The sequence below is a fragment of the Methylobacterium crusticola genome, assembly GCF_003574465.1.
Lineage (GTDB): Bacteria > Pseudomonadota > Alphaproteobacteria > Rhizobiales > Beijerinckiaceae > Methylobacterium > Methylobacterium crusticola.
Genome location: NZ_KZ984612.1, coordinates 1 through 25,418 on the forward strand (window position 1 = coordinate 1; position 25,418 = coordinate 25,418).

At 73.4% G+C, this 25,418-nt stretch carries 5 protein-coding genes and 2 pseudogenes; all 7 read left to right on the forward strand.

Annotated features, from left to right (window positions below):
- Positions 1-1,190: 1,190 nt before the first annotated feature.
- The coding region (locus DT057_RS37425) for an Ig-like domain-containing protein (protein WP_420870298.1) at positions 1,191-15,832 on the forward strand (14,642 nt) is incomplete at its 3' end.
- Position 15,833: 1 nt separating this feature from the next.
- Positions 15,834-18,053: pseudogene (locus tag DT057_RS37430) on the forward strand (Ig-like domain-containing protein); the annotation flags it as partial.
- Between the two features lies 1 nt (position 18,054).
- Positions 18,055-19,296: pseudogene (locus DT057_RS37435) on the forward strand (Ig-like domain-containing protein); the annotation flags it as partial.
- Between the two features lie 156 nt (positions 19,297-19,452).
- Positions 19,453-21,033 (forward strand): TolC family protein, encoded by a 1,581-nt coding sequence (locus DT057_RS00620; protein ID WP_162501282.1) that lies wholly within the window; start codon positions 19,453-19,455, stop codon positions 21,031-21,033.
- Positions 21,030-21,770, forward strand: coding sequence for an efflux RND transporter periplasmic adaptor subunit (locus DT057_RS00625; RefSeq protein WP_128560196.1), 741 nt, complete (start codon positions 21,030-21,032; stop codon positions 21,768-21,770). Before DT057_RS00620 ends, DT057_RS00625 begins: the two co-directional genes overlap by 4 nt.
- On the forward strand, positions 21,767-23,170 hold the full coding sequence (locus tag DT057_RS00630; protein ID WP_128560197.1) for an efflux RND transporter periplasmic adaptor subunit: 1,404 nt from the start codon (positions 21,767-21,769) through the stop codon (positions 23,168-23,170). The genes DT057_RS00625 and DT057_RS00630 overlap by 4 nt, the downstream gene beginning before the upstream one ends.
- A complete protein-coding gene (locus DT057_RS00635; protein WP_128560198.1) occupies positions 23,167-25,323 on the forward strand; it encodes an HlyD family efflux transporter periplasmic adaptor subunit in 2,157 nt (718 codons plus the stop codon). Before DT057_RS00630 ends, DT057_RS00635 begins: the two co-directional genes overlap by 4 nt.
- Positions 25,324-25,418: the final 95 nt, after the last annotated feature.

Genomic DNA, 25,418 nt, shown 5'->3' on the forward strand with positions numbered 1-25,418 from the left:
CGCTGACCACCTCCGACAACGGCAATACCGGTGCCGGCGGTGCGCTCACCGACGTCGACACCACCCTCATCACCCTGGCGCCGGTCAACGACGCGCCCGTCAACACCCTGCCGGCGAGCTTCACCACCAACGAGGACACGCCGCTCGCGCTCACCGGCCTCGCGGTGTCCGACGTCGATGCCGGAACCGGCGCCCTCAGCCTCACCCTCAGCGTCGGCGCGGGCACCGGCGGCCTCAGCGCGACCGCCTCCGGCGGCGTCACCGTCGCGGGCTCGGGCACCGCCACCCTCACGCTCACCGGCACGCAGGCGGCGCTCAACGCCTACCTGGCGTCGGCCGCCGCTCCCGTCTTCACCCCGGCCGCCAACCTCAACGGCGCCGTGGCGCTGACGCTGACCACCTCCGACACCGGCAATACCGGCGCCGGCGGCGCACTCACCGCCACCGACACCAGCACGATCAACGTCCTGCCCGTCGACGACGCCCCGGTCCTCGACCTCGACGCCTCGGGTCCCGGCACCGGCTTCTCCGCCACCTACACCGAGAACGGCGCCGGTGTGCCGATCGCCGACACCGACGTGCTGATCCAGGACGTCGACAGCCCCACCCTGGCCTCGGCCACCGTGACGATCACCAACGGCCAGGCCGGCGACGTGCTCGCGGCGGCCGGGCTGCCGGCAGGGGTGAGCGCGAGCTACGACGCAGGCAGCTTCACGCTGACCTTGTCGGGCCCGGCGAGCCTGGCGAGCTACCAGGCGACGCTTGCGGCGGTGCGGTTCGCCTCGACCTCGGAGAACCCGCCGACGCTGCCGCGGATCGTGGCGGTGAGCGTGAGCGACGGGCAGCTGAGCTCGGCGGTAGCGCAGGCAACGGTGAACGTGGTGGCGGTCAACGACGCGCCGGTGAACGTTCTGCCGGCCTCGTTCGCGGTGAGCGAGGACACGCCGCTCGCGCTCACCGGCCTGAGCGTGGCCGACGTCGATGCCGGGACCGGCGCGCTCAGCGTCACGCTCGGCGTCACCGGCGGTACGCTCGCAGCCACCGCGGGATCCGGCGTCGCCGTCACCGGCTCGGGCTCGGCCTCGCTGACGCTCACCGGCACGCAGGCGGCGCTCAACGCCTACCTCGCCTCCGCCTCGGCTCCCGTCTTCACCCCGGTCGCCGACGCCAACGGCGCCGTCACGCTGACGATGACGACGAACGACGGCGGCAACACCGGAACAGGGACGCCGCTCACCGACACCGACACGAGCACGATTGCCATCGCGCCGGTGGCCGACATCGCGGGCGACTCGGCGAGCACACCCGAGGACACGCCGGTCACGCTGGCGGTGCTGGCCAACGACAGCTTCGAGAACCCCGCCCGCACCATCACGGCCGTCAACGGCAGTTCGGTCAGCCCAGGTGGGGCGGCGGTCGCGGTGCCGAACGGCACGGTGCGGCTCAACGCCGACGGCACGCTGACATACGCCCCGGCACCCGACTACACCGGCGCGACGAGCTTCACCTACACGGTGACCTCAGGGGGCGTGACGGAGACCGCCACGGTCGCCGTCGCCGTCACCCCGGTCAACGACGCGCCCGTCAACACCGTGCCGGGCGCCCAGGTCGTCGCCGAGGATGCGCCGCTCGCCTTCGTCAACGGCAGCGCCGTCCGCGTGGCGGATGTCGACGGCGACGCGCTTACCACCACGCTCACCATCACGGGCGGGACGGCGACGGTCGCCGCGGGGGGCGGGGCGACGATCACCGGCAACGGCGGCGCGAGCATCGTCATCTCGGGCAGCGCGGGGCAGATCAATGCGGCGCTTGCCGGCCTGACCTACCGGGGCGCGCCCGACTTCAACGGCGCCGCCGGGCTCACGCTGGCGACGAGCGACGGCATCGCGACCGATACCGACACGATCGCCATCCAGGTGACGCCGGTCGCCGACATCACGGCCGACACCCTGACGACGGGCGAGGACACGGCGCTCGGCACCAACCTGATCCTCGGCACCAACGGCGCCACCGCCGACGGCTTTTCCGATCCGGGCCGGACGCTGACCGCCGTGACCCAGCCGCCCGCCGGCCAGGGCAGCGTCGCCGCCTCGGCCGACGGCACGATCGTCTACGCGCCGGCGCCGGACTTCAACGGCGTCACGAGCTTCACCTACACGGTGACCGCCGGCGGCGTGACCGAGACCGCGACCGTGATGGTGATCGTCACGCCGGTGAACGACGCCCCCGTCGTCGCAGTACCCGGCGCCCAGGTCACGGCGGAGGACACCGCGCGGGTCTTCTCCACCGCCGGCGGCAACGCGCTCGCGGTAGCTGACGTCGACAGCGGCGTCCTCACCGTCTCGATCGCGGTCACCGGCGGCACCTTCTCGCTTGCCGGGATCACGGGCCTGACCTTCGCCGCCGGCGATGGCACGGCGGATGCCGCGACGACTTTCAGTGGCACGGCCGCGGCGATCAACGCGGCCCTCGACGGTGCGTCCTACGTGCCGAACCCGGACTATAACGGCCCGGCCCAACTCACGCTCCAGGTCTCCGACGGGGCGCTCGCCGCGAGCGGCGCGGTGGCGCTCACCGTGGCGCCGGTCGTCGACATCGCCGACGACGCGGCGGTGACCGACGAGGACACGCCGGTCGCGATCCCGGTCTTTGCCAACGATACCTTCGAGGATGTCGGCCGCACCGTCACAGCGGTGAACGGCACCGCCATCGCCGCCGGCGGCCCGGCCGTCGCGGTCGAGAACGGCACCGTCACGCTGACACCGCAGGGCGTGCTGATCTTCGGCCCGGCGACCGACTTCAACGGAATGTCGACCTTCACCTACACAGTGAGCGCGGGCGGCGTCACCGAGACCGGAACGGTCCGGGTCGCGGTCGCGGCGATCAACACCCCGCCGGTCAACACCCTGCCGACGGCCTTCGCCACGCGCGAGGATACCGGCCTCGTCCTCACCGGCCTCGCGATCGCCGATGCGGATGCCGGCACGGGAATCGTCCGCGTCAGCCTGAGCGTCAACTCGGGCGCGCTCACCGCTGCTCCCGCGGCCGGCGTCGCGGTCTCGGGCACCGGCACCGGCACGCTGACCCTCGACGGCACGATCGCGACGCTGAACGCCTATCTCTCCGGGACCTCGGCCCCGATCTTCATCCCCGCCGCCAACGCCACCGCCAGCGTCACCCTGACGATGGCGACCAGCGACAACGGCAATACCGGCGGCATGGCGCTGACAGACATCGACACCGCGACGATCCTGATCACGCCGGTGAACGACGCGCCCGCGGGCGCCGACCGCGGCGTAACGCTCGCCGAGGACACGACCTACACCTTCTCGGCCCTGGATTTCGGCCTCACCGATCCGGCCGACGATCCAGCCAACGCCCTCGAGGCGGTGATCGTCGACACGCTGCCGGCGGGCGGTACCCTGGCGCTCGGCGGCGTTGCGGTCGCGGCGGGCCAAGTAATCACCGCCGCCAATTTCGGGCTCCTCACCTTCACGCCGATCGCGGATGTCAGCGGCGTCACGGCCTTCACTTTCCGGGTGCGCGACAACGGCGGGGTCGCCAATGGCGGCCAGGACACCGACCCGACCCCGAACACGGTGACGCTCATTGTCACCCAGGTGAACGACGCGCCGGTCAACGCCCTGCCGGCCGCCTTCGGCACGGCCGAGGACACGCCCGCGCAGCTTACCGGCCTCGCGATCGCCGACGTCGATGCCGGGCAGGGCGCGGTCACCGTCACGCTCTCAGTCGATCGCGGCACCCTGGCGGCGACCGCGACCGCCGAGGTCGCGGTCGTCGGCTCCGGCACCGGCCGCCTCGTCCTCACCGGCACCGTCGCGGCGATCGACGCCTTCCTGGCGGGGCCTTCCGCCCCGTTCTTCGCGCCGACACCTGATGTCAACGGCCCCGTCACGCTGACGATGGTGACGGACGATCGCGGCAATACCGGTGCGGGCGGCGCGCTCACCGACACGGACACCCGCACCATCGCGGTGACGCCGGTCAACGACGCCCCGGTGGCGGCGGATGCCGCCGTCGCGACGGCGGAGGACACGCCGCTCCAGGGCCGGTTGCCGACCGCGAGCGACGTCGATGGCGACGTCGTGACCTACGGGCCGGGCAGCCGCCAGCCGGCGAACGGCTGGGTCGACATCCGTCCGGACGGCACCTTCCTGTACGTGCCGGAGGCCAATGCCAACGGCCTCGACAGCTTCACCTACACGGTTGACGACGGCACGGTCACCCGCGAATACACGGTCACGGTGTCGGTCGCGCCGGTCAACGACCCGCCGGTCGCCGCACCCGACGCCGCCGCCACCGACGCGAACACCCCAGTCGCCGCGAGCCTGCTCGTCAACGATGCCGATGCGGACGGCGACCCGCTCGCGGTCGTCGCGGTGAACGGGGCGGCCGGGCAGGTCGGCGCCCTCGTGGCGGGATCGGCCGGGGGCCGCTTCGTCGTTGCCGCCGACGGCAGCGCGACCTTCGACCCGGCCGGCGCCTTCGCCGACCTCGCCGAGGGTCAGAGCCGCGCGACCTCCGTCGCCTACCGGATCGCCGACCCCTCGGGGGCGGTGTCGGATGCGAGCTTCACCGTCACGATCGCCGGCCGCAACGACGCGCCGGTCTCGGCGCCGATCCCCGACCAGGCCGCTCAGGACGGCGCGGCCTTCGCGCTGGCCCTCGCGGACAGCTTCGCCGATCCGGATGCCGGCGACGCTTTGCGCTTCACCGCCGCGGGCCTGCCGGCGGGCCTGACCGTCGATCCCGCGACGGGCCTCGTCAGCGGCACCCTGGCGGCCGGCGCGAGCGCCGGCAGCCCCTACGCGGTCACGGTCACCGCCACCGACCGCCTCGGGCTCACCACCAGCCGCACCTTCGCCCTCGCGGTGGCGAACCCGGTGCCGGTCGCCCGGGACGATTCCTTCGCGACCGACCAGAACACGCCGGTCGGCGGCTCGGTGCTGGCGGATAACGGAGCCGGCCCGGATCTCGACCCGGACGGCGACGCCCTTGCCGTCGCCGCCGTCAATGGCGCCGCCGGCCTCGTCGGCGTACCGGTCGCGGGCTCTGCGGGCGGCCGCTTCACGATCGCTGCGGATGGCAGCTTCGGCTTCGAGCCCGGCACCGACTTCGTCGACCTCGCGGCGGGCGAGACCCGGGTGACGCAGGCGACCTATACGCTCTCCGACGGCCAGGGCGGCACCGCCACCGGCACCGCGACCGTGATCGTGACCGGCACCAACGACGCGCCGGTCGCGCAGGGCGACGGGATCGCGACCCGCGAGGATCAGCCGGTCACCGTCGATCCGCGCCTCAACGACACCGATGCCGAGGGGTCTCCGCTGACGGTCACGGCGATCGACGGGCAGGCCATCGCGCCCGGCCTCACGGTCGCGGTGGCGAACGGCGCCGTGACCCTGAACGGCGACGGCACGCTGACCTTCACGCCCGCCCCGAACGCCAACGGCGCGGTGTCGTTCACCTACACCGTCTCGGACGGGCAGGGCGGCAGCGCCACGGCCACGGTCACCGGCACCATCACGCCGGTCAACGACGCCCCGGTGCCGGCCGCCGATAGCTTCGTCACAGCCGAGGACACGCCCGCGACCCTCGCCGTGCTGCCGAACGATGCGGACGTCGACACGGACCCGCTGACGATCACCGCCATCGACGGCCGGGCGATTACCGCCGGCACGACGGTCGCGGTGGCGGGAGGCGCGGTCACGCTCAACTCCGACGGCACGCTCGGCTTCGTGCCTCAGCTCGACTTCAACGGACCGCTCTCGTTCACCTATACCGTCTCGGACGGGCAGGGGGGCAGCGCCACCGCGACGGTGAGCGGAGTGGTGACGCCGGTCCAGGATGCGCCGGTGGCGCTCGCCGACAGCTTCGCCGGCACCGAGGACACGCCCGCGCTGATCGCGGTGCTGGCGAACGACCGCGACGCCGACGGCGACCCGCTGACCGTTGCCGCCATCGACGGCACCGGCATCGTGCCCGGCGGCACGGTCGCGGTGGCGGGCGGCGCCGTGACCCTGAACCCCGACGGGACCCTCGCCTTCGTGCCGGCCTTGAACCTCAACGGCCCGGTCTCCTTCACGTACACCATCTCGGACGGGCGCGGCGGTGTCGCGACGGCAACCGTCACCGGCGCCCTCGCCCCGGTCAATGACGCGCCGGTGCTCAGCGACGACAGCTTCACCGTGCCGGAGGACGGTGCCGTCACCTTCGAGGTGAGTGGCAACGACAGCGACGTCGACGGCGACGTCCTCGGCCTGATCCAGATCAACGGCGCCTTCATCGCGCCGGGCGGCACCATCGTGGTCGCCGGCGGCGCGGTGACGCTCAACCCCGACGGCACCCTCACCTTCGTGCCGCAGGCCGATTTCAACGGCCCAGTCTCGTTCACCTACTCGCTCTCGGACGGCAACGGCGGCAGCGACAGCGCCACCGTCACCGGCCTGGTGACGCCGGTCCAGGACGCCCCGACGGCACTCGCGGACCGCTTCGCCGGCACCGAGGACACCCCCATCACCGTCGCGGTTCTGAGGAACGACAGCGACCGCGACGGTGACCCGCTGACGGTCACGGCCGTCGACGGCGTCGGCATCGTGCCCGGCGGCACGGTCGCGGTGGCAGGCGGCAGCGTCACGCTCAACCCCGACGGCACCCTGACCTTCGTGCCGGGCGCCGACGTCAACGGCCCGGTCTCGTTCACCTACACCGTCTCGGACGGCCAGGGCGGCACGGCGAGCGCCGCGGTCGCCGGCCTTATCGCCCCGGTCAACGACCCGCCGGTCGCAGCGGATGCCGCCTACGCCACCGGCGAGGATACGGCGCTGACCGCCGCCCTGCCGGCCGCCTTCGATGCCGACGGCGACACGGTCACCTACGCGCCCGGCAGCACGACGCCGGCGAGCGGCACCGTGACGATCAACCCGAACGGCACCTTCACCTACCAGCCGGCGCCCGATTTCAACGGCACCGACCGCTTCAGCTACGTCATCACCGACGGGCGCGGGGGGCTCGCCGAGTACGACGTCGCCGTCGCCGTGGCGCCGGCCAACGACGCGCCGGTGGCGACGACGCCCCTGCCGGACCGGATGCGCACCGACGGGCAGGCGGTCAGCTTCGACGCCGCCGCCTATTTCGCCGACGTCGACGGCGACCGTCTGACCTTCACGGCGACCGGCCTGCCGCCGGGCCTGACGATCTCGCCGGACGGCCTCGTCTCGGGCACCATCGACCGCGACGCCAGCCAGCGCGGCCCCAGCGGCAACGGTACCTACACGGTGGTCGTCACCGTCTCGGACGGGCAGGGCGGCACCGCGACCGACAGCTACGCCGTGGTGGTGACCAACCCGGCCCCGATCGCGCGCAACGACGCCGCCGGCACCCTCGAGGACACCCCCGTCACTCTCAACGTGCTCGACGGCAGCGCCGGCAGCGGCGTGCCGGATTCCGATCCCGACGGCGACCCGCTGCGGGTGATCGCCGCCAGCGCCGGAAACGGCACGGTGACCCTCGGCCAGGACGGCGCGATCACCTACGCGCCGAACCCGAACTTCAACGGGATCGACACGATCGTCTACACGATCTCGGACGGCAACGGCGGCACCGCGAGCGCAGCGGTGAGCGTGACGGTGGCGGCGGTCAACGACGCGCCCGTCACAGCCCCGATCGCCGACCGCATCCGCAACGACGGCGACGTCGACGCGATCGACGCGGGCGCGTTCTTCAGCGACCCGGAGGGCGAGGCCCTCAGCTTCGCGGCGACGGGGCTGCCGCCGGGGCTCAGCCTCGACCCGGCGACCGGGCGCATCACCGGCCGGCTGGTGGCGGACGCCTCGGGTCCGACCGGAACCCTGACCTACCCGGTGACCGTGTCGGTGCGGGACGCGAGCGGCGCGGCGAGCAGCGTGAGCTTCGCCTATACGGTGCTCAACCTGCCGCCGCAGGCGCGCGACGACGTGGCGACGACGGCCGAGGACGCCCCGGTCATCATCCCGATCCTCAGCAACGACACCGACCCGGACGGCGATTCCGAGCGGGTGATCGCGGTCAACAACGTCGTGCTGGTGCTCAACGGCCCGGCGGTCGCCACTGCCAACGGCAGCGTGCAGCTCATCCTCGACGGCGCCGAGACCGAGGTGCTGCGCTTCACGCCCGACCCGGATTTCACCGGCCAGGAATCCTTCACCTACACGATCATCGACAACAACGGCGGCAGCGACACCGCGACGGCCCTGGTGACGGTGACGCCGGTGAACGACGCGCCCCGGATCGTCACGCCGATCCCCGACCGCGTCCGGGCCGACGGCCAGAGCTTCACCTACGACCTCGCCGACTTCTTCCGCGACCCCGACGACGACCCGCTCACCTTCGCGGCGACCGGCCTGCCGCAGGGGCTGGTGATCGACCCCGTGACGGGCTTCCTCTCCGGCACCATCGCGAGCGGCGCGAGCCAGGTCGGCGGCGGGATCTACGCGGTCACCGTGACGGCCACCGACCCGGGCGGCCAGTCCTTGAGCCAGGCCTTCACCCTGACGGTGACCAACCCGGCGCCGGTCGCCGTCGACGACGCCGCGACCACCCCCGAGGACGTGCCGGTCCGCATCGCGGTGCTGGCCAACGACGTCGACGCGGACGCCGACCCGCTGACCATCGTGGCGGCCTCCGCGGGCGCCGGCACCGTCGCGATCGACGGCGGCGCGCTCGTCTACACGCCGGCCCCGGACTTCAACGGGACCGACACGATCGTCTACACGATCGGCGACGGCAACGGCGGCTTTGCCAGCGCCAGCGTCAGGGTCACGGTGCTGGCGGCCAACGACGCCCCGGTCGCGGCCCCGATCGCCGATCGGATCGACACCGACGGCCAGGCGCTCGTGCTCGCCGAGGCGCAGAACTTCTCGGTCTACTTCTCGGACCCGGAGGGCGTTGCCCTCACCTTCGCGGCGACCGGTCTGCCGCAGGGCCTCGCCATCGATCCCGTCACCGGCCTCGTCTCTGGCACCATCGCGGGGAACGCCTCGACCGTGGGGGGCGGCGTCTACGGCGTGACGGTCACCGCCTCGGACGGCACCCTGAGCACGAGCCGGGCCTTCACCTGGTTCATCGCCAACATCCCGCCCAAGGGCTTCTCCGACACCGTGTCGGCGCTCGCGGGAGCGGCTTCGGGCGACGTGCTCGACAACGACCAGGACGACGACGGAGACCCGCTGACGGTCACCGGTGTCGACGGGGTGGCGATCGCGCCCGGTGCATCCGCCACGGTGCGTGGCTCGGCGGGCGGCAGCTTCACGGTCGCGGCCGACGGCGCCTTCACCTTCGCGGCCGGGCCAGACTTTGCCGACCTCCGGGCCGGGGAGACGCGCGCCACCAGCATCGTCTACGCGCTGCAGGACGCCGACGGCGGCGCCGACACCGCGACCCTGACGGTGGTGGTCACGGGCGTGAACGACGCGCCCGCCGCCGCGGCGATCCCGGCCGTCATCCGCGCCGATGGCGACGGCTTCGGCCCGCAAGCCCTCGTCCTCGCGCCGTTCTTCGCCGATGCCGAGGGCGACGCCCTCGCCTTCACCGCCGCCGGCCTGCCGCCGGGCCTCGCGATTGATCCCGCGACCGGCGCGGTCACCGGCACGATCGCCCGCGACGCCAGCCAGGGCGGGCCTGCCGGCGACGGCGTCTACACCGTCACCGTCACCGCATCGGACGGCGCCTCGACCGCCGCGACGAGCTTCGTCTTCACCGTCACCAACCCGGCGCCGACCGGCGTCAACGACGCCGTGACGATCCCGGAGGACACGAGCGTCGACATCGACGTCGTCGGCAACGACGTCGACCCCGACGGCGACGCCCTGTTCGTCGATCCCGCCTTCGCCCCGGTGGCGGCCAACGGCACGGTCGCGATCAACCCGGACGGCACCCTGCGGTACACGCCGAACGTCGATTACAGCGGCGTCGACACGGTGGTGTACCGGGTCAGCGACGGCCAGGGCGGCCTCTCGACCGCGATCGTCAACGTCTCGGTCGCCGCGGTGAACGACGCGCCGGTCGCGACGGCGCCGATCGCCGACGCCGTGCGCAACGACGGCGACGCGATCACCATCGACGTCTCGGGCGATTTCCGCGATCCCGAGGGCGAGCGGCTCACCTTCTTCGCGACCGGCCTGCCGCCGGGGCTCGCCATCACGGCGGGCGGCGTCATCTCGGGCACGATCGCCCCCGACGCCTCGGGGCCGACGGGCACGCGCGACTACCTGATCACCGTCACGGCCGAGGATTCCCAGGGCGCCCGGGCGTCGAGCCAGTTCACCTACACGGTGAACAACCTGACGCCGCAGGCCCAGAACGACACCGTGATCGACGCGGTCGAGGACGTGCCGGTCCTCGTCGATGTCCTGGGCAACGACGTCGATCCGGACGGCGACACCAACGTGGTGATCCGCGTCGAGAACGTCGCGCTGGTCGTCGGCGGTCCCGCTGTCCCGACGAGCAACGGCATCGTGCAGCTCGTCGCCGGGGGGGCCGGGCGCCCGGTCCTGCTTTTCACGCCGAACCCGGACTTCAACGGCACCGAGTCCTTCACCTATACGATCGACGACGGCAACGGCGGCACCGACACCGCGACGGTGGCGATCGTGGTCGCCCCGGTCAACGACGCGCCGGTCGCGGGCACGATTCCCGACCGCGTCCGGGCGGACGGCGAGGCCGTGGCGTTCGACGTCTCGGACTTCTTCACTGACGCCGACGGCGACGCCCTCGCCTTCACGGCGGCCGGCCTGCCTCCCGGCCTGACGATCAGCCCGGCGGGCGTCATCTCCGGCACCCTCGACGCTTCCGCGTCGCGGGGCGGCGCCTACACGGTCACGGTCACGGCGTCCGACGGCCGCGCCGTGCCAGACCAGGCGAGCTTCGTCTTCACCGTCACCAACCCGGCCCCGGTCGCGGTCAACGACACCGTCACGACGACCGAGGACGTCCCGGTCACCTTCGATCCGATCTCCGGCCTCGGCACGACGAGCGGTCCTGCGGGCGCCGATGCCGATCCCGACGGCGACGCGCTCAGAATCGCCATGGTCGAGGGCCGGCCGATCGCGCCGGGCGAGACAGTGGCCGTCGCCGACGGCACGGTGACGCTCAACGCCGACGGTACGCTCACCTTCGCGCCGGCCGCGAACTTCAACGGCACGACCGTCATCACCTACGGTATCGTCGATGCGGACGGCGCCATGGCGGATGCCGCCGTGAGCCTCACGGTCGTGGCGGTCGACGACGCGCCGGTGATCGACCTCGACCCGGCGACGCCGGGCCCCGATTCCGCCGTCGTCTTCGTCGAGGGCGGCGGCCCAGTCGCGGTGGCGCCGAGCGTGAGCCTCGCCGACGCCGAGGACGACGCCTTCGGGGTGCAGATCGTGTTCGGCGGCGAGGCGGCCGACGCAGGCAGCGAGATCCTGCACCTCAACGGCGCCGTCGACATCCGGCGCGACGCAGCCGCGAGCGGAACGATCGCCTTCGGCGGCAGCGTGCTCTCCTACGCCTATGACGGCAACGGCACCCTCACGGTCGTGAACGCCGCCGGTGCCGGCACGCCTCTGCCCGCCGGCACCCTGCGCTCGCTAGTGGCGGCGATCCGCTACGAGAACGTGAGCGACGCGCCGACGCCCGGCGCGCGCACCCTGGTCTTCAACGTGGTCGACACGGCCGACAACGTCTCGCAGGCCGCCGTCGCGACGGTCGCGGTGGTGCCGGTGAACACCGCGCCGGGGGCGGCCGACGACGCGGCGGCGACGGGGGAGGACGCGCCGATCCTTGCCGGCGCCTCGGTGCTGGCCAACGACCGAGATCCCGAGGGCGACGCCCTCACGGTCGTGGCGGTCGCCGGCCTGCCGGCCGGTGTCGGGACCGCCGTGGCGGGCTCGGCCGGCGGCACCTTCACGATCCGGCCGGACGGCACCTACGACTTCGATCCGGGCGCGGCCTTCCAGGACCTGCAGCAGGGCGAGAGCCGCGCGACGAGCGTGACCTACACGGCCGCCGATCCGTCCGGCGCCACCGCGACGGCGACGCTCACCGTCACGATCGCCGGCGCCAACAACGCGCCGGCCGCCGCCGACCTCGCGGTCGCGACCGCGGAAGACGGGGTCCTGGCCGGGGCGCTGCCGGGTGCGACCGACGCCGACGGCGATACCCTCGTCTACGCCGAGGGCGCGCAGGCAGCGAACGGCACCGTCGCGGTCAGCGCCGGGGGCACCTTCACCTATACGCCGGACCCCGACTTCACCGGGACCGACCGCTTCACCTACACGGTGAGCGACGGCCGCAGCACCGTGACCTACGCGGTGACGGTCACCGTGGCGCCGGTCAACGACGCGCCGGTCGCCGCGCCGATCCCCGACCGGGCCTTCGCGGACGGCGAGCCCGTCCGCCTCGACGTCGCGGGCTTCTTCACCGACATCGACGGCGACGCCCTGCTCTTTTCCGCCGCCGGCCTCCCGGCCGGGCTCGCGATCGATTCCGCCACCGGGGTGATCGCCGGCACCGTCGATGCCTCCTCCTCGCAGATCAATGGCGGCCTCTACGCCGTCGCGGTGACGGTGCGTGATCCCTCCGGAGCCGCGGCGACCCAGACCGTCGTCCTGCGGATCGCCAACCCGGCCCCGGTGGCCGAGGCCGACGCCGTCGCGACGGTCCAGGGCGTGCCGGTCGCAGGCTCGGTCCTCGCCGACAACGGTGCCGGCCCCGACCGCGACCCAGACGGCGATTCCTTGAGCGTCGTCGCGGTCGACGGTACCGGTGCCGGCGTCGGCACCCCGCGCGCCGGCTCGGCCGGCGGCCTGTTCACGATCCGCGCCGACGGCACGTTCGACTTCGCGCCCGGCGCCGATTTCGACGACCTGCCGGCCGGGATCACCCGCAGCTCGAGCATCGACTACACGGTCTCCGACGGCCAGGGCGGCACCGCGACTGCGGTTCTCACCGTCACGGTCACGGGCGCCAACGACGCGCCCGTCGGCAATGACGCCACCCTCGCGGCGGTCGAGGACACGCCGGTAAGCGATCGCCTGCCGACTGCCACCGACCTCGACGGCGACGCCCTGACCTACGCCCTCGCGACGGCGCCGGCGAACGGCACGGTCGCGATCGATCCCGCCGGCACCTTCACCTACACCCCGGCGCCGAACTATTCCGGGCCCGACAGCTTCACCTACACGGTCAGCGACGGCACCACGGCCGTGACCTACACGGTCACCGTCGCGGTCGCTGCGGTGAACGACGCACCGGCCGCCGCCGCCGATACCTTCGTCACGCCCGAGGACGCATCCGTCACGATCCGGGTGCTCGCCAACGACACCGATGCCGACGGCAATCCCCTCGCGGTGACGCAGATCGACGGTGTCGCGATCCTCCCCGGCGAGAGCGTCGCGATCGGTACCGGCTCGGTCGCGCTGCAGGCGGACGGCACCCTTCTGTTCACCCCGGCCCCCGACGTCGTCGGCCCGGTCTCCTTCACCTACACGCTGGCGGACGAGAACGGCGCCACGGGGACCGGGTTCGTCACCGGCACGGTGACCCCGGTCAACGACGCCCCCATCGCAGCCAACGACGCCGCGGCGACGGGCCAGGACACGGCGGTCACCGGCAACGTCATTTTGGGCCCGGCAGGCCGCGACACCGACATCGACGGCGACGTCCTGACGGTGGTGGGCGCGGGCGCGCCCGCGGGCGGGGTCGGCGCCGCCGTGGCGGGCTCGGCCGGCGGCACCTTCACCATCCGGGCGGATGGCGGCTTCACCTTCGATCCGGGCGCGGACTTCGTCGGCCTCCCGGCGGGCGCGTCGCGGGCGACGAGCGTCGGCTACACCGTCTCGGACGGCGCCGGCGGCTTCGCGACGGCGGTGCTCACCGTGCGGGTCGACGGATTGAACGACGCGCCGGCCGCCGACGCGTTCGCGCCGCTCCGGAACGCCGACGGGGAAACTGTCGCCCTCGCAGCGGGCGCGGCCTTCCGCGACGCCGACGGCGGAGCGCTCACATTCGCGGCGACCGGCCTGCCGCCCGGGCTCGTGATCGACCCCGCGACGGGAGCGATCTCCGGCACGGTCGCGCCCGGCGCCTCGGGGGCCGGCGGCAGCGCGACCTACCGGGTGACGATCACCGCCACCGATCCGTCCGGTGCCGCCGCGAGCCGCAGCGTCGACTGGACGATCGTCAACCCGGCCCCGGTCGCCGCCGACGACGCCTTCGTGATCGCCGAGGACGGGGTCTTGGCCGGCAGCCTGGCTGCGGATAACGGCGCCGGGCCGGACGCCGATCCCGACGGCGATGCCCTCTCCTACGGGCTCGTCACGGGGCCGGCCAACGGCACGATCGTGCTTCTCCCGGATGGCCGCTTCACCTACACGCCGAACCCCGACTTCGCCGGCCCCGACGGCTTCACCTACCGGGTCTCGGACGGCAACGGCGGCACCAGCCTCGCCGCCGTCACCATCACGGTGGCGCCGGTCAACGATGCGCCGGCGGCGCTCGCCGACGCCTTCGCGGTCGCTGAGGACGGTACCGCCACGATCCCTGTCCTCGCCAACGACGGCGACGTCGACGGCGACCCGCTCGCGGTCGTCGCCATCGACGGCCGGGCGGTCGCGCCCGGCGGTTCGGTCGCGGTCGCGGGCGGCACCGTCACCCTCCACCCAGACGGCACGCTCGCCTTCGCAGCGGCCCCGGACTTCGCCGGCCCGGTGCAGTTCGCCTACACGCTCTCCGACGGCACCGCCCTCTCCATCGGGCAGGTGACCGGGACCGTCGCGCCGGTGAACGACGCGCCGGTGAACGGGCTCCCGCCCGCCTTCACCGGGCAGGAGGACGCGACGCTCCCGCTGCTCGGCTTGTCGGTCGCCGACGCCGATGCCGGCGCCGGTACCCTGACGGTGACCCTGACGGTCGATGCCGGTGCGCTCGCGGCGATCCCGTCGGGCGGCGTCACGGTCGCCGGCAGCGGCACCGGCGCGCTGACGCTGTCGGGCACGCGCGACGCCCTCAACGCCTTCCTCTCCGCCTCGGCCCCGGTCTTCACCCCGCCCACGAACGCCACCGATGCGGTCACGCTGACGATGCGGACGGTGGACGACGGCGCCGGCGGCGCCGGCGGACCGCTCGCGGATCTCGACGTCGCCACGATCCTGATCGCGCCGGTGAACGACGCCCCGGCGGTCGGGGACCTCGCCCTGACGACGTTCGAGGAGCAGCCGGTGGCCGGCGCGATCACCGCGGCCGACCTCGACGGCGACGCCCTGACCTTCACCCTCGTGGCGCAGCCGGCGGGCGGCACCGTCCGCCTCGATCCGGACGGCACCTTCATCTACAAGCCGAACCCGGATGCCAGCGGCGTCGAGACCTTCCAGGTCCGGGTCGACGACGGCCAGGGCGGCACCGCGCTCGCGACCGTCACCGTCACCGTGCAGCCGGTCAACGACGCACCCGTCGCCGCCCCGCTCGCCGTGGCGACGCAGGAGGACGCGACGGTCTCCGGGACGCTGCCGCCGGCCTTCGACGCCGAGGGCGACGCGATCGCCTACGCGCTCGCCGCCGACCCGGCGAACGGCCGCGCCACGGTCACCGCCGATGGCCGCTTCACCTACGTGCCGAACCCGGATTTCAGCGGGACGGACAGCTTCACCTACGCGGTCTCGGACGGGACGGCGGCGAGCACCTACACGGTGACCGTGACGGTCACGCCGGTCAACGACGCGCCCCTCGCTGTCGCCGACGCCTTCACGACGGCGGAGGACACCCCCGCGACCCTGACGGTGCTGGGCAACGACCGNGCCGGCCGCCGATGTCAACGGCCCGGTCTCGTTCGTCTACACCGTCTCGGACGGGCAGGGTGGAACCGCCACGGCGAGCGTCGGCGGCACGGTCACGCCGGTCAACGACGCGCCCCTCGCTGTCGCCGACGCCTTCACGACGGCGGAGGACACCCCCGCGACCCTGACGGTGCTGGGCAACGACCGCGACGTCGACGGCGACCCGCTGGCGATCACGGCGATCGGCGGGCAGGCGGTGAGTCCAGGTAGCACGGTCGCGGTGGCGAACGGCACGGTGACGCTGAACCCGGACGGCACGCTCACCTTCGCGCCGGCCTCGAACGCCAACGGCGCGGTCTCCTTCACCTACACGGTGTCGGACGGTCAGGGCGGTAGCGCCACGGCGACCGTGACCGGCACCGTCACGCCGGTGAACGACGCGCCGGTCCCTGCAGCCGACGGCTTCACGACGGTGGAGGACACGCCCGCGACCCTGACGGTGCTGGGCAACGACCGCGACGTCGACGGCGACCCGCTGGCGATCACGGCGATCGGCGGGCAGGCGGTGAGTCCAGGTAGCACGGTCGCGGTGGCGAACGGCACGGTGACGCTGAACCCGGACGGCACGCTCACCTTCGCGCCGGTCACCGACATCAACGGCCCGGTCTCGTTCGCCTACACCGTCTCCGACGGGCAGGGCGGCAGCGCGACCGCGACGGTGAGCGGGATCGTCACGCCGGTCCAGGACGCGCCCGTCGCCATCGCCGACGCCTTCGCGACCGCGGAGGACACGCCCGCGACCGTCACGGTTCTCGCCAACGACCGTGATGCGGACGGCGATCCGCTGACGATCACGGCGATCGATGGGCAGGCCCTCGCACCCGGCGGAACGGTCGCGGTGGCAAGCGGCGCCGTAACGCTGAACCCGGACAGCACGCTCACCTTCGCGCCGACCCCGAACGCCAACGGCACGGTCTCCTTCACCTATACGGTGTCCGACGGTCGGGGCGGCACCGCGACCGCGGTGGTCGCCGGCACAATCGACCCGGTCAACGACGCGCCGGCACCGACGGCCGACGGCTTCGCGACCGCCGAGGATACATCCATCCCCGTGCCGGTGCTGGCCAACGACGCCGATGTCGACGGCAACCTGCTGACGGTCACCGCCATCGACGGTCAGGCGATCGCAGTGGGCGGCTCGGTCGCGGTGGCGGGCGGCGCGGTGACGCTCAACGCCGACGGCACGCTCACCTTCGCCCCAGCCGCCGATTTCAGCGGCCCGGTCTCGTTCGCCTACACCGTGTCGGACAGCCAGGGCAGCACCGCCACGGCCGCCGTCACCGGCACGGTCACGCCGGTGAACGATGCACCCGTCGCGATCGCCGACGCCTTCACCACGGCGGAGGACACGCCGGCGGCCCTCGCGGTGCTGGCCAACGACCGCGATGCGGACGGCGATCCGCTGGCGGTCACGGCGATCGACGGGCAGACGATCGCGCCCGGCGGCACGGTCGCGGTGGCGAACGGCGCCGTGACCCTGAACGCGGCCGGCACGCTCACCTTCGCGCCGGCCGTCGACTTCAATGGACCGGTCTCCTTCACCTACACGGTGTCGGATGGGCAGGGCGGCAGCTCCACCGCGGTCGTCACCGGCACCATCACGCCGGTCAACGACGCACCGGTCCTCGGCGACGACGGGTTCACCGTGCCCGAGGATGGCGCCGTCACCTTCGACCTTCGTGCCAACGACAGCGACGTCGACGGCGACCCGCTGACGGTCACGGCCATCGACGGCCAGGCGATCGCGGCGGGAACCTCGGTCGCGGTCCCGAGCGGCACCGTCACGTTGAATCCGGACGGCACCCTGACCTTCGTCCCGGCGGCGGACGCCACCGGTCCGGTCGGCTTCAGCGCCACCGTGTCCGACGGGCGGGGCGGCTCCGCCACGAGCACCGTCACCGGCACCATCACGCCGGTGAACGACGCGCCCGTCCTCGGGCTCGACCGCTTCACGACGGTCGAGGAGATTCCGGTACGGATCGCCATGCTCGGCAACGACCGCGACGCGGACGGCGATCCCCTAGCGGTCACGGCGATCAACGGGCAGGCGGTGGCTCCCGGCGGCACGGTCGCGGTCGCGGGTGGTCGCGTGACGCTGAATCCGGACGGCAGCCTCACCTTCGTGCCGCAGCCTGATTTCGCTGGCCCCGTCTCCTTCACCTACACGGTGTCGGACGGTCANCCCCCGGTGCCGGGCACGGACGCCTTCGTCGTCGCGGAGGACGGCGCGGTGACGATTGCGGTCCTGGCCAACGACCGCGACGTCGAGGGCGAGGCGCTCCTCGTCAAGGCGGTCGACGGGCGGCCGGTCGCGCCCGGGGAGGCTGTCGCCGTCGCTGGCGGCCTCGTGCGCCTCTCCGGCGACGGCAAGCTGGTCTTCCTCGGGGAGCCGGACGTCAGCGGCGCCGTCCGCTTCACCTATACGGTGACCGACGGAAGCGGTGGTACCGCGACCGGCACGGTCCTCGGCATGATCGCTCCCGTCGCGGACGCCCCGGTCGCAGCCGACGACGCCTTCCTGAGCGTCGGCGCGCCCTCGGTGATCCCGGTCCTCGCCAACGATCGCGACCCCGACGGCGGCCCGCTCGCCGTCACCGCGGTCGACGGCCGGCCCCTCGCGCCCGGGGGCAGCGTCGCGGTCGCGGGCGGCCGGGTGACGCTCAACGCCGACGGCACGCTGCTCTTCGTGCAGAACCCGGGATTCTCCGGCGCGACGGCCTTCACCTACACCGTGTCGGACGGGCAGGGCGCCATCGCGACCGCGGCGGTGCGCGGCACCGTCGCCCCCGTCCAGGCCGGCGACAACATCACCCGCGACCGCGGCGAGGCGAGCCGCGAGCGGCTGCTGTTCGGCGCGGGCTGGATCGTCGAGGACGTGCCTCTGCTCGCGGCCGGGCCGTGCCCCGAGGTCGGGACGTTGCGGATCCTGCCCTACGTCGTCGAGCACGCCCGGGTCCATTACGCCACCGGCCTTCGCCTCGCGGACGCCCTGCCGCGCCACGCAGCCCCCGGGGGGTGCGAAGTCCTGCACGAGGGCCGGCCCTTCTGCACGAGCTTGCGGATCACACCGGAGGTAGTGGACCCGCTCCAGGCCTGGCGCCTGGAGGCCGGGCCGCTCCCGGTCCTCGACCTGCCGCGCCTGTCCGAGCCGGTCGCTCCGGCGCCCGCGCGGCCGGCGCTCCCCGAGCTGCCGGCTTCGCCCGAGCCGGCGCCGATCCTGATCCGCAAGGGCGAGGTGGCGCCGTCCGACTGGATGTTCCGGGACGACCCGGCGCCAGCCGGAGCGGACCCGGCCGAGGCGCCGGGGCCGGGCCTCGCCCATAAGCTGCGCGGCTTCGCGAACCGGTTCGAGCACGGCCAGGAGCTCCTCCACGCCGCCTTTGCCGAACCGCCGTCACCCTCCGAGGTGGCCGGACGCCGCTGATCCCCGCACCTCCCCGTACCCAATCCCCGAGGCTTCTCCCGCATGATCCGCCGCTCACTCCGATGGAACCCGGTCCGTCGCGGACGCATCTGGCCGAACAGGCCGGCCCGCGCGGTCGCGACGGCCCTCGTCCTCACTGCACTCGGCGCCTGCGTGATGCCGGAGCCGGTGACCGAGGCCGAGCGCCTCGATGTCGCGATCCGGGACCTTGACGCGATCACTGCCAGCCAGGCCCCGGTCGAGGGGCGGATCGACCTCTACGGCGCGATGGCCCGGGCGCTGAAGTATAACCTCGACCGGCGCATCCGCCTCGTCGAGCAGTTCTACGCCTCGGGCGAGTTCGACCTCGCAAAGTACAAGCTCCTGCCTGATGCGAGCATCGGCGGCGGTTATCTCGGCCGCAGCAACCAGGCGGGGTCGTCGAGCCAGTCGCTGCTCACAGGCCGCCAGTCCCTCGAGCCCTCGACCTCGCTCGAGCGCAACCGCGGCGTTGCCGACGGGCGCGTGTTGTGGAGCACGCTCGATTTCGGCGTCAGCTACGTGAAGATGCAGCAGGACGGCAACGCCGTCTGGCTCGCCCGGGAGGTCGAGCGCAAGACCACCTCCCGCATCCTCGCCGACACCCGCCGGGCATACTGGCGCGCCTACGCGGCCGAGCGGATCGGCGCCCAGTTGCCGGCGATCGCCGACTCGGCCAACGCGGCGATCCGCAACGCCCGCCAAGCTCAAGCGCGAGGCGACCTCACGCCGGAGGCCGCCCTCGACTTCGAGCGCCGGATGCTGCGCACCTTGCGCGAGATCGAGCGGCGCCAGGAGCTGATGGCGCTCTCGCGCGCCGAGCTCGCGGCGCTCATCAGCGTCGATCCGGCCCAGCCCCTGCACCTGAGCGGCCGCGAGAGCCTGCGGCCGCCGCAGCTCCCGGGCGACCTGGCGGCCCTGCGCACCGTCGCGCTGATGACCCGGCCCGAGCTCTACGAGCACGACTACAAGCTGCGCATCGCCCGGCTCGAGCGCCAGATCGAGATCCTGTCAACCCTGCCGGGCCTGCGTATCGATTCGGGCTACGCCTACGATTCGAACCGCTACCTCTACAACAACAACTGGTTCGACCTCGGCGCGCGGCTGTCGCTGCAGCTGACCCAGTTCATCAGCCTGCCGGCCCGCCTGCAGCAGAACGAGACCAAGCAGGTGCTGATCGAGGCGCAGCGCCGGGCGATGACGCTGTCCGTCGTCACGCAGGTCCACCTCGCGATGCGCGCCTACGCCACCAAGCTGCGCGACTTCGAGCTCGCCCGGCGCATCCTCCAGAACGAGACCCACGCGCTCGCCAACGTGCGGGCCAACAAGGAGGCAACGACCGCCGGCGACGCCTCCTTGATTGAGGCACGGGCCGGTTACGCCCTCGCGGCCCTCGACTACTACTACACCTTCGCCGAGTTGCAGGAGGCCTACGCCACGGTCCTGACCTCCCTCGGTGTCGACGTCTTCCCGGGCGCCCAGGATACTGACCTACCGGCCCTGACCGCCTCCTTGCGCGACTTCGTCGAGCGCGGCCTCTCGGCCACGCTCGTTCGGCACCTCGCCGAGGCGCGCGAGGCGCGCCGCGTCGCTACTACCGGTTCGATCCCATCGAAGAGCGCAGCGCCTGCGCCCGCGCCGGAGGCGAGGGCCGAGGCCGGGCCGTCCGTGGGGAACGAGATCCGCCGCGAGGCCAGCGCGACCGGGAGGGCCGAATGACCCGCCGAGCCCTGTCCCGCACCACCCCGTGGATCCTGCTCGCGCTCCTCAGCGCCACCGGCGCCTGGGCCCAGGAGGCGCGCGCCCTTCTGGCGGCCGACCGCGAAGCTACGCTCACCTCCGACGGCCCGCTGCTGCTCGAGCGGATCGAGGTCGATCTCGGCGACCGGTTCCAGGCCGGCCAGGTGCTGGCCCGGTTCGACTGCTCCCTGCGCGAGGCCCGGGTCGGCGCGACGGCGGGCGTCCACAAGGGCGCGCTCGCCCGCCTCGCCTCGAAGCAGCGCCTCGTCAAGCTCGGGGCGATCGGTGGCCTCGACGTCGAGCTCGCCGCGGCCGAGGCCCAAAAGGCCGAGGGCGAACTGGCCGAGGCCCGCACCGCAGCCAGCCACTGCCTCCTGCGCGCGCCCTTCGCCGGACGGGTCGCCAAGCGGCACGCCAACGCCCACGAGGTGGTAGCCGCCGACCGGCCGATCCTGTCGATCGTCAGCGACGGGCCGCTGCGCCTCACCACCATCGTTCCGTCGCCCTGGCTGCGGTGGCTCAAGGTCGGCGACGCGTTCTCGGTCCGGGTCGACGAGACCGGGCGCAGCTACCGGGCCTCGGTCGCGGCCCTGTCCGGCCGCGTCGATCCGGCGAGCCAGTCGATCGAAGTCCTCGGGCGGATCGAGGACGTGCGCGACCTGCTGCCAGGGATGAGCGGCACCGCCGCCTTCCCGACCATGCCGGCCTCGCAATGACCAGCCACTCGCCGCCCCACAGCTTCACGAGCGACCGACGCGCCCAGCGGCTCGCCGCCGCCCTGCACCTCGAGGCAACGCTTCGGGCGGCGCGGAGCGCGCAGGAACTCGCCTTCGCGGCGGTCAACGAGACCCAGCACGTGGTGGCGTACGACACCGCCGCGCTCTTCTACGCCGGCCGCCGCCCCGTCCTGGCGTCGGTCTCGGCCGTCGCCGAGGTCGACGAGGCCTCGCCCTTCGCGCGTGCGCTGGTGCGCCTCGCCGGCCAGGTTACGGCCGCGGACCTGATGCCGGCCGCGGGCCAGGTGCCGGCAGGCGCGAGGGCGTCGTTCGTCGCGGTCCCGGCGGGGCAAGGCGCCGAGTCCGGCGGGGTGCAGGGCGTGCCGAAGGAGGCTTGGCCGCCGGGGCTGCCGCACCAGGCGCTGATCCTGCCGCTGCGGCGGGACGGCCGTCTCCTCGGCGGCCTGATCCTATTCCGGCAAGCGCCCTGGGGGGAGACCGAGCGCGCCGCCGCCGAGCACGTCGCCGGGGCGCTCGCCCACGCGGCCTCGTTCTTCCGCCGGGCGGGCCGGTCCTGGCGCGACCTCGCGACTCTGCGGGGCGGCCTCGCGGCGGCGGCCGTCCTCAGCCTGCTCACGTTCCTGCCGGTGCGCCAGTCGGTGCTCGCGCCGGCCGAGATCGTGCCGCGGGACGCCGCCATCGTCGCCGCACCGGCGACTGGCGTGGTCACCGGCATCCTGGTGGCCCCGAGCGCCGAGATCCGCGCCGGCGACCTGCTGTTCCGCCTCGACGATACCGAGCTGCGCGGCAAGTACGAGGTCGCCCTGCGCCAGCTCGAGGTCGCCCGGGCCGAGCTCCTCGGTGCCCGGCAAAAGGCCTTTGGGGCCGACAAGAGCCGCACCGAGGCGGCCGTGCTAGAGCGGCGCGTCGACCTTCGGCAGGCGGAGACCGACTATTATCGCGAGCTCCTCGCGCGCACAGAGGTCAGGGCGCCCCGCGACGGCATCGCCATCATGGGCGACCCAGAGGAGTGGCGCGGTCGTCCGGTCAAGGTCGGCGAGAAAGTGATGACCCTCGCCTCGCCGGCCCAGGCGCGCCTGCAGATCTGGATCCCGGTCGACGACGCCATCGACCTCGAGCCCGGGGCGCCGGTCCGCCTGTTCATGAACGTCGACCCGTTGCAGCCGGTCGAGGCGCGGCTCGCCCAGGCGGGCTATGACGCCGAGATGTCGCCGCTCAACGTGCTTTCCTACCGGGCGCGCGGCGACCTCGCGGCCGCGGAGGCCCCGCCGCGCCTCGGCCTCAAGGGCACGGCCAAGCTCTACGGTGAGCGCGTCACGCTGTTCTACTTCGTGTTCCGGCGGCCCCTCGCCGCGATGCGCCGGATCCTCGGCCTGTGACCGCCATCCCGCTTCGCTTGGGGGCGAGCCTGCCGAACGGCACCCCGCCGCCGGCGCGCCTGCCCGGCCTGCGCCAGGAGCTCGACCTCCTTGAGGGCCCGCGCGCACGCGGCGGCGCGCCGACCTGGACGCTGCACGATCCCGTCCGCAACACCTACTTCCGGCTCGGCTGGGTCGATTTCGAGATTCTAGCCCGTTGGAACCCTGTCACCGCCGAGGAACTGGCCGGCCGGGTGCGAGCCGAGACGCGCCTCGACGTAGAGGCCGGCGACGTCGAGGCCCTGCTGCGCGCGCTCCAGGCGAACCACCTGGTCTCAGCCGAAGCGCCCGGCGCGTGGCGCCTCTACGCGGCCGACCGCGCGCGGCGGCGCGCGGGGCCCTGGTCCTGGCTCCTGCACCATTACCTGTTCTTCAAGCTGCCGCTCCTACAGCCCGACGCGGCCCTGACCCGGCTCGCCCCCCTGGCACGCCCCCTGTTTACCCGGACCTTCGCGGGGGTCGTCCTTCTCGGCTTCGGCCTCGGCCTCTACCTCGCCGAGCGGCAATGGGACGTGCTCGCCGGCCGCGTCGCCGCTATTGCCTCGGCCGAGAGCCTGTCATGGCTGATGGCGGCGGTCGTCCTGGCGAAATGCGTGCACGAGCTCGGCCACGCGATGGTAGCAAAGCATCTCGGAATCCGCGTGCCGACGGCGGGCGTGGCCTTCGTGGTGTTCTGGCCGCGCCTCTACACCGAGACCACCGATGCCTGGCGCCTGACGGACCGGCGCAAGCTGCTCGCCATCGACGCGGCCGGCATAGGCGCGGAGCTCGTCCTCGCGGTCGCGGCGCTGCTGCTGTGGAGCCTTGTGCCCGACGGGCCGGCGCGCGACGCGACCCTGATGATCGCCACGGTAAGCTGGGCCTCAACGCTCGCGGTGAACCTGAACCCCTTCATGCGCTTCGACGGATACTACCTCCTGGCCGACGCCGTCGGCATGCCGAACCTCCAGCCACGGGCCTTCTCGGCGGCGGCGCAGGGGCTGAGGCGGGCGCTGTTCGGGACGGAGGATCCCGCCGCCGAGCCGCTGCCGCGCTGGGTCCGGGCCTGGATGACGGCCTATGCCTGGGCGGTCTGGCTCTACCGGCTCGTCCTGTTCACGACCATCGCCCTCGTCGTCTACCACTTCTTCATCAAGCTCGTCGGCATCGCCCTGTTCCTCGTCGAGATCGGCTGGTTCGTGGTGCGCCCCGTCTTGCGGGAGCTCGGGACCTGGTGGCGCCTGCGCCGGAGCGCCCGCCTCACCCGGTCGGGCCTCCTCGCCCTCGCGCTGCTCGGGGCCGGGCTCGCCGCGGTCGCGCTGCCGTGGCGCGGGCGGGTCGATGCGCCGTCGGTCTTGCGCGCCGCTGCCTTCCTGCGCGTATTCCCGGCCGCCTCGGGCCGGATCGCAGTGCTCCACGTGACGGAAGGCGCCCGGGTCGCGGAGGGCGAACCGCTGGTCACGCTCGTGGCGCCAGAGCTCGACGACCAGATCGCCATCGCGCAGGCCAGGATCGCCGAGACGCAGCGCGAGATCGCGCTCAGCGCGACCGAGCAGGCGAGCGCCGACCGCCTCGGCACCCTGACCGAGACCCTGGCGGCGAGCCGCCGCGAGCTCGCCCTGCAGCAGGACCTCAAGGCGCGGCTCGTGATCCGCGCGGGAATGTCCGGCGAGATCCGGCAACTCGCCGACCACCTGACCCCCGGCCGCTGGCTTTCGGAGAACGACGGCATCGGCCTGATCATCGCCCCGGAGGCGTGGATCCTCCAGGCCTATGTGGCGGAGAGCGACGTCGCCACGCTCCGCGAGGGCGCGGCGGCGCGGTTCCACGCCGCCCAGGCGGACGTTCCGGCGCTCGACGCCGTCGTGGAGCAGGTCGAGCGGAGCGACCTGCGCACGCTGCCGGATGCCGTCCTCGCCGAGCCCCTCGGCGGACCGCTGCCCGTCCGCCAGAAAGACGGACACTACGAGCCCGTGACGGCGCTCTACCGCGTCCGCCTCCGGGCAGAGGCTCCTCCGGGCAACTGGCGCCGCACGATCCGGGGCGAGGTTGCCATCACGACGGAGCCGCGCAGCCTCGCCCGCCGCTGGTGGCGCGCCGCGACCGCGGTGCTCATCCGCGAGAGCGGGTTCTGAGGCTCGCGCGAGCACCGAGGCAGCCGCGGCCGGCGGTGCGCGGCGCAGTCCCCCGGATCCGGCTCGTCCTCCCGACCGCGTCGGTGCCGCGGCGG